This window comes from Tenuifilum sp. 4138str (assembly GCF_041102575.1).
In the GTDB taxonomy this organism is placed as follows: Bacteria; Bacteroidota; Bacteroidia; order Bacteroidales; family Tenuifilaceae; genus Tenuifilum; species Tenuifilum osseticum.
In genome coordinates this window covers 21,346-36,974 of sequence record NZ_JBGCUE010000001.1, presented here as the reverse complement: position 1 = coordinate 36,974, position 15,629 = coordinate 21,346, and the positions used below count along the sequence as shown (strand labels likewise).

The following is a 15,629-nucleotide window of genomic DNA, read 5'->3' as shown; positions in this document are numbered from 1 at the left end:
ATAAAGATGAATATTAATCAAGTCGAAATTAAAAACCTAACACTAGATAATTTTCCGGAACTCATTGAGTCAATGAAAAAAGCGTATCCAAATTGGGCCGGCAATTTATGGAGTGAAAAATCCATTACTGCCTTACTTCAAAAATTTCCGGAAGGTCAATTTGTAGCCGTTGTTGATAACAAGGTTGTGGGCTGTGCTTTGTCAATAATTGTCGATTATTCGAAATTTGAAAAAGGACATACTTACTTAGAAATTGTAGACAATTACAAATTTTCTACCCATACTAATGATGGAGAAACTTTGTATGGAATAGAAATTTTTATTCATCCAGATTATAGAGGATTAAGATTAGGGAGAAGATTGTATGATGCCAGGAAAGAATTATGTGAAAAGTTAAATCTAAAACGAATAGTTTTCGGAGGAAGAATACCTAGCTATCAAAAGTATTATTCCGAACTAACCCCAAAAGAGTATATACAAAAAGTAAAACAAAAAGAAATATATGATCCTGTACTTAGTTTTCAACTTAGTAACGATTTTCATGTAGTTAAGTTGTTACAAAACTATATGCCGGAAGATACACAAAGCAAGGAATATGCAACGCTATTGGAGTGGGTCAATGTTTACTATGAACCAAAGTCTGATAAACAATCATCTAAAACTGTTGTACGTATAGGGCTTGTGCAATGGCAAATGCGATTGTTTAAAAATATTGAGGAGTTTTATTCTCAAGCCAAATTTTTTGTAGATGCAGTTTCTGCATATCATTCAGATTTTGTGGTATTTCCAGAATTTTTTAATGCGCCACTCATGTATGAATTTGATAAAATGTCTGAAGCTAATGCTATGAGGGCCATTTCACAATACACGCATGAAATTAAAAATGAATTCTCTAACATGGCCATTAAATATAATATTAACATCATAACCGGCAGTATGCCGATGTATGAAAACGGCAAACTAAAGAATGTTGGGTTTTTATGCCATCGAAACGGTAAGATTGATAAGTACGAAAAAATTCATATTACACCTGACGAAACTAAATACTGGGGTATGGAAGGAGGCGATTTTATAAAGGTGTATAATACGGATTCAGGAAAAATTGGAATATTGATATGCTATGATGTAGAGTTTCCTGAACTATCCAGAATATTAGCGGAACAAGGAATGCAAATACTATTTGTACCCTTCCTGACAGATACACAAAATGCATATATGAGAGTGCGTACCTGTGCACAAGCAAGAGCGGTAGAAAACGAATGTTATGTAGCCATTACAGGAAGCACGGGTAATTTGCCCCAAGTAAACAATTTAGATGTAAACTATTCACAATCTGTCGTTTTTACCCCTTGCGATTTTGCTTTTCCGTCTAATGGAATAAAAAGTGAAGCTACGCCTAATGTAGAAATGGTTTTAATATCCGATGTTGATTTAAAATTACTAGATGAGTTGCATAATTATGGAAGCGTAAAAAATCTAAAAAATCGGAGAAAGGATTTTTACTCTCTTACCTATTTAGGAGGCAATGATGAAGAAAGTAACAACAATGTAACGACAATAAACGCGTAAATGGAAGAACAAATCAATAAATGGCTCTTCAATCCGATAGTAGAAAAAATAGCTACAATTTTTATTGGCATTGCTTTTATTTGGATAATTGTTAAAATTATTCAGAAAAATCTTTTTTCAAAGATTAAAGACAATGACCATCGTTACCGAGCCAAGAAATTTGGAAGTTTTATAGGATACTTTCTAACTATACTTTTTGTAACAATAGTTTTCAGTGATAAACTAGGTGGGTTGACTGTTGCTTTTGGTGTTGCAGGTGCAGGTATTGCTTTTGCTTTACAAGAAGTTATCGCCTCTTTTGCGGGTTGGCTGGCCATAATGTTTGGCGGTTTTTACAAAAGTGGTGACAGGGTTCAATTAGGCGGTATTAAAGGAGATGTAATGGACATTGGTATCCTAAGGACGACTATTATGGAAACTGGGCAATGGGTTGATGGTGACTTATATAACGGAAGAATTGTATTGGTTGCAAACAGTTTTGTATTTAAAGAACCTGTTTATAATTACTCTGGCGATTTCCCTTTTCTTTGGGACGAAATAAAAATACCGATTCAATACGGAAGCAACTACGAAAAAACTGGTGAAATTTTACTTAAAATTGGAAAAGAGGTTTCTGGAGATTTATCTGAAAAATCAAAACAAAAATGGGATTTTCTTCAAAATAAATAGCGTCTTGAAAATGCACAAACCGAACCTATGGTGTCATTGATTGCTAATGATAATTGGGTTGAATATACACTTCGTTACGTTGTCGATTACAAACGGAGAAGAATTACTAAAACCGAGTTATTTACAAAGATTTTAAATACAATTGAAGCAACAAATGGAGAGATAAAGTTTGCATCAGCTACCTTTCATTTGGTTGAAGCTCCCGAATTTAAAGTAAAAATTAATTCCTGACCCAATTGCAGGCACATTGCCAAAGCCCCACAAACCAACGCTATAGCCAAAGCTTTGTCAAAGAGCCTACAATCCAACCCAATGAAAAAGTAATTTAAAAAATGCCCCACCGCACAGAATAAAAATTAAAAGAAAAAAATTGACAGAGAGGAAAACAAAGCACGAAACGCTAACAACGTGTATAAAACATTTAGCAGTCAGTGGTTTATTGAGAGTTTCAGCTCGTATCAAAAGTAGTTGTAACTTGATAGGAAATCGCTTCGAAATGCCAAACGTTTCATACACGCAACCGTCAGCAGGACATAAAAAAGTTTTTTCACTTGCCTGAAAGAAGGGATTTTTACTACATTTACTGATAGTTACCGTGCGGAGTAGCGTATGTCGTATGCGTTTTCAAACGCGTGCGTGAACAATGTTTTTTTCCTTTGCGATGCAATGTTTCAGTATTGAACTTTGGAATGTCATTGTGTGCATCGCTGCTCGTGAGGGAGTGGCCATGGAGATACAAATATTAAGCCCCTAGGGGCTGGAAGCGTTGTTCGTTGTTCGTTGTTCGAGAATGCCACGTCATACGCTCTGTGCAACACCGTGTTACGCTGTGTAACTCTGTGACACCAGTTTAGTTGATAGTTGATGGTTGATGGTTGTTAGCAGAAGAGAATTTAGCCCTGATGTCATGCTGAGCCTAGCCGAAGCATCACTTTGTACCTTCATTCACTTTTTAATGAGATTTCTCAATACTGCCTATCCCGTATATCAGGACTAGACACCGCTTAACGGTTAACGGCTCACGGTTCACGTTTAACGGACTAAAAAATTCCTCTAACTTCCTCTAACTTCTTCTAACTTCCTCTAAGTTCTTCTAACTTACTCTAACTTTTTTCTAACTTCTTCTAAGTTCTTCTAACTTCCTCTAACTTCTTAATATTCTGTTATTCCGACTCATTCCGCTCCATTACAAACGGTAAAATGCGTAGCATATAATATTTTTACAAAACTTACCCTTACCAAACTACCGCCACCAGTGTAAAAGATAACACATAGCGTCATTTTGACATTTCAAACCCATTAAATTCGGTCATATTGGCGCATTTTAATCAACGGCAAACCTTTTGATGCTCTCCTTTTGATTAAAGAAAAGCGAAAAGAAAGGAGTTAGGTATGAATTTAAATAATTTTACAATTAAATCGCAGGAGGTAATACAAAAAGCCGTTGAAATTGCGCAGGGTTACAGCCATCAGGCTGTGGAGCCAGCCCATCTGCTCCGCGCAATACTTGATGAGGGCGAAAACATTACCGGATTCCTGCTCCGTAAGCTGGGGGTAAACCCGGGCACTTTTGATGCGGTGCTGAACCGCATGCTCGATTCCATGCCCAAGGTATCGGGCGGTGAGCAGTATCTCAGCAACGCAGCCAACAGGGTTTTACAGAAAGCCCTTGAGTACAGCAAGGCCATGGGCGACCAGTTTGTATCGGTTGAGCATATCCTTTTGGGACTTGTTGCAGCCGGCGAACAGGTTGGCCAGCTAATGAAAGATGCAGGCATTACCGAGAAGGAGCTGAAGCAAGCCATTGCTGAGCTACGCAAGGGTGCTAAGGTGGACTCGCAAACCGCCGAGGATACCTACAATGCGCTTAACCGCTTTGCCATTAACCTAAACGAAATGGCACGGACAGGCAAGCTCGACCCCGTAATTGGCCGCGACGAGGAAATACGACGCGTGCTTCAAATCCTATCGCGCCGAACCAAGAACAACCCCATACTTATTGGGGAGCCCGGCGTGGGTAAAACCGCCATTGCGGAGGGCATTGCCCACCGAATTGTCAATGGCGATGTGCCCGAAAATCTGAAAACCAAACAGATTTTCTCGCTCGATATGGGCGCACTCATTGCCGGAGCCAAGTATAAGGGCGAGTTTGAAGAGCGATTGAAGTCGGTGGTTAAGGAGGTAATTGCATCGGAGGGTGAGGTTATCCTATTCATCGACGAAATACATACCCTTGTGGGTGCAGGAAAGAGCGAGGGAGCCATGGACGCCGCCAACATCCTGAAACCAGCGCTGGCGCGAGGCGAACTGCGTGCCATTGGCGCAACCACCTTCAACGAGTACCAGAAATACTTTGAGAAGGATAAGGCGCTTGAGCGCCGTTTCCAGAGCGTTGTGGTTGATGAGCCCCAACCCGCCGATGCCATTTCCATACTGCGCGGGCTAAAGGAGCGTTACGAGAACCACCACAAGGTGCGCATTAAGGACGAAGCCATTATTGCGGCTGTGGAGCTCTCGCACAGGTATATCACCAACCGTTTCCTGCCCGATAAAGCTATTGACCTTATTGATGAGGCCGCATCGAAGCTAAGGCTTGAGATGAACTCGGTTCCCGAAGAGATTGACGAGCTTGAGCGCAAAATCAAGCAGCTTGAAATTGAGCGCGAGGCCATTAAGCGCGAGGGCGATAAACCTAAGCTCGAGGAACTATCCAGAACACTGGCTGAGCTAAACGAGGAACGTACCCGTTTGCGCGCTAAGTGGGAAAGCGAAAAGAACGTTATTGACCGAATTCAGCAGCTCAAGCAAAGTATTGAACAGATGAAGTATGAAGCTGAGGATGCTGAACGCAATGGCGATTACGGCAAGGTTGCCGAAATACGTTACGGGCGAATCAAACAGGCCGAGGCCGAGATTGAACACCTAAAGGGGGAACTCAAGAAGGTTCAGGCCGACTTTGCCCTAATCAAGGAGGAGGTTGATGCTGAGGACATAGCCGAAGTAGTATCGCGCTGGACTGGTATTCCGGTTAGCCGCATGCTCCAGAGCGAAAGGGAAAAGCTACTTCACCTTGAAGAGGAGTTGCACAAGCGCGTGGTTGGGCAGGACGAAGCCATTGCCGCTGTTGCCGATGCCGTTCGACGTAGCCGCGCCGGCTTACAGGATGCCAAACGCCCAATAGGGTCATTCATATTTCTTGGCACTACTGGTGTTGGTAAAACCGAACTTGCCAAGGCTTTGGCCGAGTTCCTTTTCAACGATGAGAACCTGATGACCCGTATCGATATGAGCGAGTATCAGGAGCGCCACTCGGTATCGCGTCTGGTTGGCGCACCTCCAGGGTATGTTGGCTACGATGAGGGAGGCCAGCTCACTGAAGCGGTAAGGCACAAACCCTACTCGGTGGTTCTGCTCGATGAAATTGAGAAAGCCCACCCCGATGTGTTCAACATCCTGCTTCAGGTACTCGACGATGGTAGGCTTACCGATAACAAGGGCCGCACGGTCGACTTCAGGAACACTATCATCATTATGACATCGAACATTGGTTCGCATATTATCCAGGAGAACTACGCTCAGCTTAGCAAGAGCAATGCTGAACAAGTATTTGAGCGAACCCGCAACCAGGTATTTGAGCTGCTCAAGCAGAGCATCAGGCCCGAATTCCTTAACCGTGTGGACGAGATAATAATGTTCACTCCGCTTAACCGTGAGGAAATAAAGCAGATTGTTCTGTTGCAGTTTGAACGAATCAAGCAGATGCTTGCTCAAAATGGCGTAGGCATTGAAATTAGTGAGAGCGCAGTGGAATGGATAACCGATATAGGATTCGACCCAGTTTACGGAGCACGCCCCATTAAGCGGGTAATGCAAAAGAAAATCCTTAACGAACTCTCCAAACAGTTGCTGGCTGGAACTATAAACAAGGAACAAACCATAACCGTTGACTACTTTGGCGACGACATATTGGTTTTCCGATAATTTCCGAGTATTTTTCTGACAAGCCGCCTACTTTTGGGCGGCTTTTTTTATATTTGAAAAGGATTAGAAAAAGTGAATAGCTAAAAGAGATTCGTTAACCATTACACTAAGGAACAAAGAACATGAGGAAGTTAGAGGATATTAAAAAACTGATTAATGAATAATTTTCTGTAACTCCTAAATCTAAACTCCAAATTCAATTTTCTTTTCACATATGGCAGGTTTATTGGTTTATAAAGCATCGGCGGGTTCGGGTAAAACATATCGACTTGTAGCCGAATACATCAAAATGCTCATTGAAAATCCGCAGGCTTACCGCGAAATACTTGCGGTTACATTCACCAACAAGGCCACTGCCGAAATGAAAGGTCGAATTATTGAAAAACTTTACAAGCTGAAAAAGAGTGAAGAACCAGATTTGCTGCAAACCCTTAAAGCCGAAACAGACTTCAACGAGGATAAAATAAGAAGTCGCGCGGAGGTAGCGCTTTCCAACATTCTACACGATTACTCAATGTTCAGCATAAGCACCATCGATAGTTTTGTGCAACGCATAATCCAAAACCTGCTCTGGGAACTAGGCCAACACGGAAACAATGAACTGGTTCTGGAACACAAGCCCTATATTGAGAAGGCTTCCGATACGCTGCTCGATGAGCTTACCAAACACCCCGAACTATTTAACCATGTGAAAAGGTTGATTGAGGAGAGGCTTGACGAGAACAAATCGCCCAACATTCAAAACGACCTCATCAACCTGGGCAACATGCTATTCCATGAGCGCTACAAGCTACTCAGCTCCGAGGAACGGGAACTAATGCACAACAAGGAAACGCTCAATGCGCTTAAAGCAGAGGTAAACCGAATTATCTCCGAAATATACCATGGTATTAAAACACCTGCAGGAAAATTGCTTGAACAAATCTACAGCTCTGGCATAGATGGTATTAACCAAGACAACTACAGCGATTTTTTCAAGAAAAAAGGCGGAATTATACCAGTGATAGCAAAGCTTGCGGAGCTAAAACGACTTACACCTATTGAACTTAAAAGCATTGCGGAAGATGCGCTTTCCGATATATCGGTTTGGCTGACCAAGGAAAAAATAAGTATGCTTAAGGGCTTTGTTGAGCAACAGCTGATGCCCCAATACCGTGAGCTCTATAGCTACCTTAACTACAACTACAGGTTATACAATACCGCCCTGGCAATAAATGAAAACATTTCAACGCTTTACATCATCAACGAGCTTTACAAAAAGCTCAGGGAAAAGCTTAACGACGATGGCGTAATGCTCCTATCGGACAGTAGTGCGTTGCTCAAGGAGTTTGTTTCGCAAACGGACACCCCTTTCATCTACGAAAAGATTGGAACTAAATACACCAGCTACATGCTCGATGAGTTTCAGGACACATCGCAGCTGCAGTGGCGCAACTTTGAACCACTCATTGCCGACAGCTTAGGGAGCAGCGGACTTAGCATGGTGGTAGGCGATGTTAAACAATCAATTTACCGTTGGCGCAACAGCGATTGGCGTATTATGGCCGGAATTGAGGCCGAGCGACAGTTTTACCCACAGGTTAAGCAGCTAACAGTTAACTACCGGAGCGCAAGAACGATTGTTGAATTCAACAACCATTTCTTTCAAAAAGCCATCGAAATCAACGAATGGGAAAATACTATCAATCCACAAAACCCAGCCTTCAACCTAAAAAACCTCTATTCCGACGTTAAGCAGGAGGTAAAGAAACTTGAGCCGGAAGGCTATGTAGAGGTAGCTTTTATGCCACCAAAGACCGATGAAGCCAACGATTACTTTACAAATCACATTAGAAATATACTTGTTGATTTGAAAGACAGGGGATACAGGGCAGGCGATATTGCCTTTTTGGTGCGCAAAAACGAGCAAGGAAGACAGCTAGCCGAACTCCTGCTTCAGCTAAGCAAGAGTGACACCCAGCTATCGGGGTTTATCAAAATAGTTTCGCAGGATGCGCTAATACTGAACTCATCGGCTGCAGTAAGGCTGTGCGTTGCTGCACTTAAAATCGCCCTAAACCCAAAGGACACCCTTGCCGTGGCTCAGTTCCGCAAGGAATTTGCATTGCTTAAAAATCAACACGCAACCATCCACTGGCCAAGTATCTTCCTTCCCGATAGTGACGATACCTTTGATTGGCTGAGCTCTATCCGATTCTACCCTTTGGGTTATATGGTTGAAGCAATAATTCAAAAGTACTTCCATGACCAAGATATCGATATTAATGACCACCTACCCTACCTATCGCTACTGCATGAGTATGCTATTGACTTTTCGTACAGGGGCACTTCTTCGCTAAGTCGGTTTATTGAGTGGTACGAGCAGGACGGAAAAGGTAAACGTCTTTTTATGGCCGAAACCGAAAATACCATCAACATCCTATCCATCCATAAATCAAAGGGATTAGAGTTCCCTATAATCATATTCCCCTTTGCCGACCTGCAGAACCAACAGAAACAACAAGACAGCATAATGTGGTTCAAGCTTCCGGCCGATACACCTAACGAAATCCTTAAAAATTACCCGCTTTTACCAATAAAACCAAAAAAGGCATTGGCTCAAACATACTTTGAAGCCGATTACTACGATGAACAATTCTGCAAAGAGATAGACGATATAAACCTGCAATACGTGGCTTTTACCCGTGCTAAGCATGAGCTATACATTTTGGTTACCGACAAAAAGCTTGCTGAAGTTGAAGCAAGTAAAGCACAAGAAATTGTAGACCAAAACAGCTTTCTGAAGTTTTTGCCAAACAGCTCAAGCATAAGTCCGCAAAAGGTAGTTGATGGGAAAAAGGTAGCTTTCACATATGGTCAAAAGTCTACAAACAAAGCAGGCTCAACCGAAGGTAAAGGCGAAGAAACAAAACTTATTAAACATTACCCAATCAACCCCATGCGTGGGAAAATTGCCCGGCAGTTCAAAGTGGATTCGGGCGAAATAGACCAAAAGGGCGATTTGCAGCACGGTATTGCCATGCATGCCATTCTATCGAAAATTATCACCCTTGACGATTTGGATGAAGCCATGGATTGGGCTGTTCAGAATGGGTACATTACTGCAAACCAAAGGCAAAATGTCCACAACAGCTTAATATCGATGATAAACAGTGAACCCTACAAACAGTGGTTCAGCAGCACCTGGGAAGTGAAAAACGAGGCATCGATAGTAAACACCGATGGCAATATTTACCGCCCCGACCGAGTTCTTATTGGCGATAACCAAGCTGTAATTATCGATTTTAAATTTGGATTAGCAACCCCAAAACACCGCAAACAGGTTGAGCAGTACAAAGAACTACTACTAAGCATGGGCTACGAAAGGGTGAAGGGATATTTATGGTATTTCCAATTAAACCGACACGAGGAGGTATAAGTCAAAAATCCGGTAATTATGAATAACTTTACCAATCAATTAGCTAAATACTAACCAAAACCAGTTTAACAATGCGAAAGTATTTAATCTATTTAACCATACCCGCTATGGTTGCATGTGGCTCAAAGGAGCCAAAACCGACCACACTTGCTGGTCGATACACAAATGGTACCGACAACAAGGTAATTGTTATTAGCCCCGATGCTATTGATACCATATCCCTAAATGAAAATGGGCTTTTTGTTCATAAGGTAAACCTGGCCAATCCTGCGATGCTCAAAGTTAGATCGGGCCGAATACAAACAACCCTTTACCTTGAACCCGGCGATAGCAGTTACTTTGAGGTTGACGCCAACAATGCCGATGGCATTAGCTTCAGTGGAAGCAACAGCGAACTGAACCAAAACCTACGCTCACGCAGCAAGGAACTTCAAAATATTTTCCGCGGTTGGCGCGACCTTTTCTCGCTAAACCTCAACGAATTTGGATTAAAGATTGATTCCATAAGCAAGGAATTATTCCAGAAAACCGATTCGTTAAAGGCCAAAAGCAAAAACTTTGCTGAGATGGAGGCCAACCGGGTTCGCTACTTCATGCTACGCTTACGTAGCCAATACCCCGAATACTCGGCCTACCTATCGGGCGAAGAATTTAACCCCGACAGCGCCGATTACTCATTCTTTGACAATGTGGACATGAACAACGGCGAACACCTGAGTTACGACGAGTACGCTTCGCTTGTTGAAACATACGCACAGCTCAGAATTCAAAAGGCTCAGAACTTCAAGGAACTATCGTCGAAACCTGCACAAGAACGTCTTCCTGCTATTTTCAGCATGATCGACAGCATTTTCACAAATCCTAAAATCAGGGATTACGTTAAGAAACAGTACCTAATGGAAGAGATTCAGTTTGGTGAATTCTGGAAGCTGAACGATATTTGCAACAACTACCTTGCTGCCTGTACCACACCTGTTTACAAACAGGAGGTTCAATCGGTTTACAACGAAAAGCTAAAGATTGCCCCGGGTAACAGCGCCCCCACTTTTACCTACAACGATATAAACGGCAAGTCAGTGTCACTTTCCGACTTCAATGGCAAACTGGTTTACATTGACTTTTGGGCAACCTGGTGCGGCCCATGCCGCGGCGAGATTCCTCACCTGGACAAACTGGAAAAAGACTACAAGGGGAAAAAGATTGTTTTTGTGAAGATATCGCTCGACGACGACATGGATGCCTGGCGTAAAATGGTAACCGAAAAGAAATTGGGTGGCGTTCAGCTACATGCCGATGGTGCCTGGAGTTCCGATGCCGCCAAGAATTACCAGATTAAAGGAATCCCAACCTTTGTGTTAATTGGTGCCGATGGTAAAATTATCAACCCCAATGCACCCCGTCCATCGTCGGAGGAAATCCGTACCCTGCTCGACCAGGAGCTTGCAAAGATTTAATGATTACGCCAAATACCTGAAGGCCGGCAATGCCGGCCTTTTTTTTGTTTGGCAAGGTTTTTCTATCTTTATCAGGTTATTTGCTATAAACATGACTAAAGTTTACCCCTGGGGCGACACACGCCGATACAATAGTTACTCGGGCTACTTTAAGAGGGAGTTTGGGGGCAGGGTTCAAAAGTTAACCATTGATGCAGGCTTCACCTGCCCAAACCGCGATGGCACTGTTGGCCTGGGAGGCTGCACCTACTGCAACAACGATGCCTTTAACCCCAGCTACTGCACACCACAAAAATCGATTACCCAGCAAATTGAGGAGGGGATTGAGTTCCATGCAGTGCGTTACAGGAGGGCCGACCGATACCTGGCATACTTCCAGGCCTACTCAAATACCTATGCCCCATTGGAGAAGTTAAGGGCGCTTTACAGCGAAGCCCTTTCGCACCCTAAGATTATTGGGTTAGTGATTGGAACTCGCCCCGACTGTGTGGATGAAGCTAAACTTGACTACTTTCAGCAGCTCAACAGCAAATACTACATTGCCCTTGAATACGGAGTGGAAAGCTGCTACAACAGGACCTTGCAACTTATTAATCGCGGGCATACCTTTGAACAATCGGTTTGGGCTATTAACGAAACAAGTAAACGCGGAATACGCGTAGGAGCCCACTTCATCTTTGGCCTACCCGGCGAAACCCAGGAGCAAATGCTTGCCGAAGCCGATATTATTTCAAAGTTACCCTTACACACCGTAAAATTTCATCAGCTGCAAATAATCAAGGGAACAATTATGGAGCAGCAGTACACAACCAATCCTGAATGGTTCATGCTGTTCAGCATGGACGAATACTTTAACTTTCTTGCCGATTTTATTGAGCGGTTAAACCCTAACTTTGTAATTGAACGTTTTACTGGCGAAGCGCCACCCCGCTACCTGGCAGTTCCACCCTGGGGCAACCTGAGAACCGACCAGCTGATGATTGCATTTGAAAATGTGCTCGAAAAACGCGACACCTGGCAGGGGCGATTGTTTGAAAACAAAGTTTAGAATAAAAAAATAAGAAACTATTTTAGTGTCAAGTAATTATTTTAACACCAGTTACTAAATCGGATAAGAACTTAAACAAACAAAATATGAAACGTGTAAGCATTTTAATTGCCATAACCCTTTCAGCCTTTACGGCAGCAATTGCTCAGCCCAAGGCGTTAAAAAACTTCGATGAGCTTATGGCAGCCCTGAATACAGGCTACAATGTAAGGGTTGTAATACATTACGCCAAGTGCACCCTGGTTGCTGATAATGAATTACAGGACAAATCGCCCGATGCCATTGGAGGTATGACCATTGACACCTACGAGTACTTTGCCCCTAAAGCCGTACGTGGAAACGAGCACGCCTTTGTTGTTTTCTCAGAAAACAAGCTGATTCAAAACCCAAAGGGAAAAGGATTTGTTTACAACTACGCTAAGTTTAAGGTCGAAGATACCGGAAAGGTTAAGGTTACAGTTATGTACCTTGACCCCAACACCCAAGAGGAGTTGATGAGCGAAAACTTTTTTACACAATTTGGCGACAGCACTAAAGAGCAAGCAATTTACTTTTACCGACTATAACAAAAAAAATGAAACCATTTCTTGAGACTGTTGCAGAGCATTTATACTCAACACACGGAAATGATATTTCAAAATTAACCCTGGTTTTTCCAAACCGAAGGGCATCGCTTTTCTTCAGCAGATACCTTAGCAAGCAAATTGCTAAACCTATTTGGTTGCCTGAAACAACAACCATTAGCGACCTGATGTTCAGCTATTCTGGTGTAAAACCAGCCGACCCGCTAATGCTCAACTATAAGCTTTACAAAGTTTATTGCCAGGCCACCCACAGCCTTGAACCTTACGATGAGTTTTACTTCTGGGGAAATGTAATGCTTTCCGATTTCGACCAGATTGACAAATACCTGGTTGACCCTAAAAAGCTATTCACCAATATCAACGACCTTAAGGAAATTGAGCAGCAATTCAACGAGTTTGATAAGGAAACTATTGAACTAATTGAAAAATTCCTAAACCTTGTTTCATCCGAGGGCGAATCGCTAATTCGTTCACGCTACTCAAAAATTTGGGCAAACCTTTACGGAATTTACAATGCCTTTACCAACAGCTTAATATCGGAAGGAATAGCCTACGAGGGATTAGCTTACCGGCTAGCCGTAAAGGAATTGGAGGGCGGCACATCAGCCATACCAAATCAAAAATTTGTTTTTATTGGGTTTAACGCACTAAGCAAGTCGGAACAACGATTGCTTTTGCTTCTAAAAAGTGGAGAAAGAGCGCTTTTCTATTGGGACTACGACAATTACTACATAAACTCCCCAACAGGTGTCGATCACGAGGCAGGACTATTCATGCGCCAGAATCTTAAACTGTTTCCGAATGCTCTTAGCAACACAACCTTTGATTTCATTGGGAATAAAGGCTCTAGCAAAAAGGTAACACTTATTTCATCGCCATCGGAAGTAACACAAACCAAAATTGTTCCCGATATTCTTGATGAGCTAAACATTAACAACACTAATGAGCTAACCACGGCAGTGGTTTTACCCGACGAGAAACTTTTGCTTCCGCTGCTCACGGCATTACCCGAGAAGTACAGTAATGCCAATATTACCATGGAGTATCCGCTGCGCGAAACTTCGGCCTACTCTTTTATTGATGCCCTGCTAACTCTCCAAAAATCGAGCGATAAACAAACCAAGTTCTACTACCGCGATGTTCTGCTAATACTATCGCATCCCTACATTCAACTTGCGTGCCCCGACGAGGCCAATAGGATAAGGGATATAATCATCGATAGGCAATTACTAAACATCCCCCCCGACACCTTTAGTGGAAGCGACATCCTGGAGCAAATTTTCAAGCCTGTAACCAAGGGTTCAGAGCTGGCAAACTACCTTGCCACGTGCATTAACTCAATTGTTAGCCGATTAACCCATGAAATGGATGCTAACGACGATAAGCTTAAGCTTGAAGTTGAATACCTGCTTACCATTAATCGAGCCTTAAAACGGTTAAGCCTAGTGATATCGGAGATAAATGAAGAATACTCCAACAAAACGTTCCGCTCATACCTAACCAAAGCTTTAGCTGAGCAAAGAGTATCGTTTATAGGCGAGCCTCTTTCGGGTATACAGATAATGGGTTTCCTGGAAACCCGTAACCTCGACTTTAAAAACCTTGTAATTCTCTCGGTAAACGACAATCTTTTACCGGGAAGCCACTTTAGCCCATCGTTCATAGTGCCTACCCTACGGCAAGCATACGGATTGCCCGACTACAAGCACCAAAATGCGGTATACGCCTACTACTTTTACCGCTTAATGCAACGCGCCGAAAATATCTACCTTGTATACACAAACATAACCGAGGGATTAAAATCGGGTGAACTAAGTCGCTTTGTTAAGCAGCTTCAAATGGAGTCAAACCTAAACATAAAAGAAGTAACCGTTAACTTTGATCTTGGCGTAAATAGCGAAAGACCTATTGAGGTGACTAAAAATGAGGCCATTGCTAAAAGATTAAGCAAGTATTTTGAAACAACTGAGGGCAGTAGGTACCTCTCCCCATCGGCTCTATCGGAGTTTAAGAACTGCTCCTTAAGTTTCTTTTTTAACAGAGTGTTGGGCATATCAGCCCCCGATGAGCTCGATGAAGAGCTCGATGCCATGGGCATTGGCAGCGTATTCCATAAAGCAATGGAACAAATCTATAGCGGTTTTGTTGGTAAAGAAGTGACAAAAGACCAGATCCAGAACAGACTTAACCAGCTTGGATTAGTTGAAGAAACTGTTTTTAGGGCTTTTAAAGAAATTAGTAAGTTTAACGGAAATATCGATGAGCTGAACGGGCGGAATAGGTTGCTGCTGGAAAGGGTGAACTGGATGGTAAGGAATGCCCTAAGTTCCGACCCTAACAGGACACCATACAAGCTGTTGGCAATAGAGGAAGAAGTTGAAACGGTAATACCAATTGAACTTAACGGCAAAGCCTTAAACGTCCGACTTGGCGGAAAAATCGACCGTTTGGAACTCAAAAATGGGAAACTGACCATTGTAGATTTTAAAACCGGTAAGCACGAACCAGCCAAAACTAAAATTAGCAACATCAGCGATTTTGATGGGAAAATCGATAAGGATGGACTGTTCCAGCAACTTGTTTACAAGTTCATTTATACCCAAGAAAATAGTTTAGGCAATGGTGATGTTGACATTCTGCTTTGGTATGTTCGCAGCACCGACGGAATACCAAGCACCGAAGTTCCGGATACCGATGAGTTTTGGGAAGAATTTATTAGCTACCTAAAATCATTGATATACAGAATAGTTGATGATAGCCCATTTTCACAGACATCAAACATCAAGCTATGCGAAAACTGTAGTTTCAATTCCATATGTAATAGGCATTAAAAAGGTGATAAATATCACCAAAATTTCAAATATTGAAACTAAACCTTTTCATGTTATTGAACGTACGTTTAAGAT

Annotated in this window: 8 protein-coding genes; all 8 read left to right on the top strand. The window is 42.5% G+C overall.

Annotation, left to right across the window (positions count from 1 at the left end):
• Positions 1-6: 6 nt before the first annotated feature.
• The 8 genes from AB6811_RS00120 (at position 7) to AB6811_RS00085 (ending at position 15,554) form a co-directional block, all read left to right on the top strand.
• Positions 7-1,569, top strand: a complete 1,563-nt coding sequence (locus AB6811_RS00120) for a GNAT family N-acetyltransferase (RefSeq protein WP_369488167.1) — start codon at positions 7-9, stop codon at positions 1,567-1,569.
• On the top strand, positions 1,570-2,238 hold the full coding sequence (locus tag AB6811_RS00115) for a mechanosensitive ion channel family protein (protein ID WP_369488166.1): 669 nt from the start codon (positions 1,570-1,572) through the stop codon (positions 2,236-2,238). It begins immediately after the preceding gene.
• A gap of 1,392 nt (positions 2,239-3,630) precedes the next feature.
• Positions 3,631-6,219, top strand: coding sequence for an ATP-dependent chaperone ClpB (gene clpB, locus AB6811_RS00110; RefSeq protein WP_369488165.1), 2,589 nt, complete (start codon positions 3,631-3,633; stop codon positions 6,217-6,219).
• A gap of 214 nt (positions 6,220-6,433) precedes the next feature.
• Positions 6,434-9,637 carry a UvrD-helicase domain-containing protein gene (locus AB6811_RS00105; RefSeq protein ID WP_369488164.1) on the top strand — a complete coding sequence of 1,068 codons (3,204 nt, stop codon included), beginning with the start codon at positions 6,434-6,436 and terminating at the stop codon, positions 9,635-9,637.
• 71 nt (positions 9,638-9,708) lie between these two features.
• On the top strand, positions 9,709-11,091 hold the full coding sequence (locus AB6811_RS00100; protein WP_369488163.1) for a redoxin family protein: 1,383 nt from the start codon (positions 9,709-9,711) through the stop codon (positions 11,089-11,091).
• A gap of 91 nt (positions 11,092-11,182) precedes the next feature.
• Positions 11,183-12,139, top strand: a complete 957-nt coding sequence (gene mnmL / locus AB6811_RS00095; RefSeq protein ID WP_369488162.1) for a tRNA modification radical SAM protein MnmL/YtqA — start codon at positions 11,183-11,185, stop codon at positions 12,137-12,139.
• Positions 12,140-12,225: 86 nt separating this feature from the next.
• On the top strand, positions 12,226-12,705 hold the full coding sequence (locus AB6811_RS00090; protein WP_369488161.1) for a VirK family protein: 480 nt from the start codon (positions 12,226-12,228) through the stop codon (positions 12,703-12,705).
• Positions 12,706-12,713: 8 nt separating this feature from the next.
• Positions 12,714-15,554: a PD-(D/E)XK nuclease family protein gene (locus AB6811_RS00085; protein ID WP_369488160.1), complete on the top strand. Its 2,841-nt coding sequence runs from the start codon at positions 12,714-12,716 to the stop codon at positions 15,552-15,554.
• Positions 15,555-15,629: the final 75 nt, after the last annotated feature.

Excerpts from the sequence above, each read along its gene's own strand:
- AB6811_RS00120 (WP_369488167.1), top strand. The coding sequence starts at position 7 with ATGAATATTAATCAAGTCGAAATTAAAAACCTAACACTAGATAATTTT.
- AB6811_RS00115 (WP_369488166.1), top strand. The coding sequence starts at position 1,570 with ATGGAAGAACAAATCAATAAATGGCTCTTCAATCCGATAGTAGAAAAA.
- clpB (WP_369488165.1), top strand. The coding sequence starts at position 3,631 with ATGAATTTAAATAATTTTACAATTAAATCGCAGGAGGTAATACAAAAA.
- AB6811_RS00105 (WP_369488164.1), top strand. The coding sequence starts at position 6,434 with ATGGCAGGTTTATTGGTTTATAAAGCATCGGCGGGTTCGGGTAAAACA.
- AB6811_RS00100 (WP_369488163.1), top strand. The coding sequence starts at position 9,709 with ATGCGAAAGTATTTAATCTATTTAACCATACCCGCTATGGTTGCATGT.
- mnmL (WP_369488162.1), top strand. The coding sequence starts at position 11,183 with ATGACTAAAGTTTACCCCTGGGGCGACACACGCCGATACAATAGTTAC.
- AB6811_RS00090 (WP_369488161.1), top strand. The coding sequence starts at position 12,226 with ATGAAACGTGTAAGCATTTTAATTGCCATAACCCTTTCAGCCTTTACG.
- AB6811_RS00085 (WP_369488160.1), top strand. The coding sequence starts at position 12,714 with ATGAAACCATTTCTTGAGACTGTTGCAGAGCATTTATACTCAACACAC.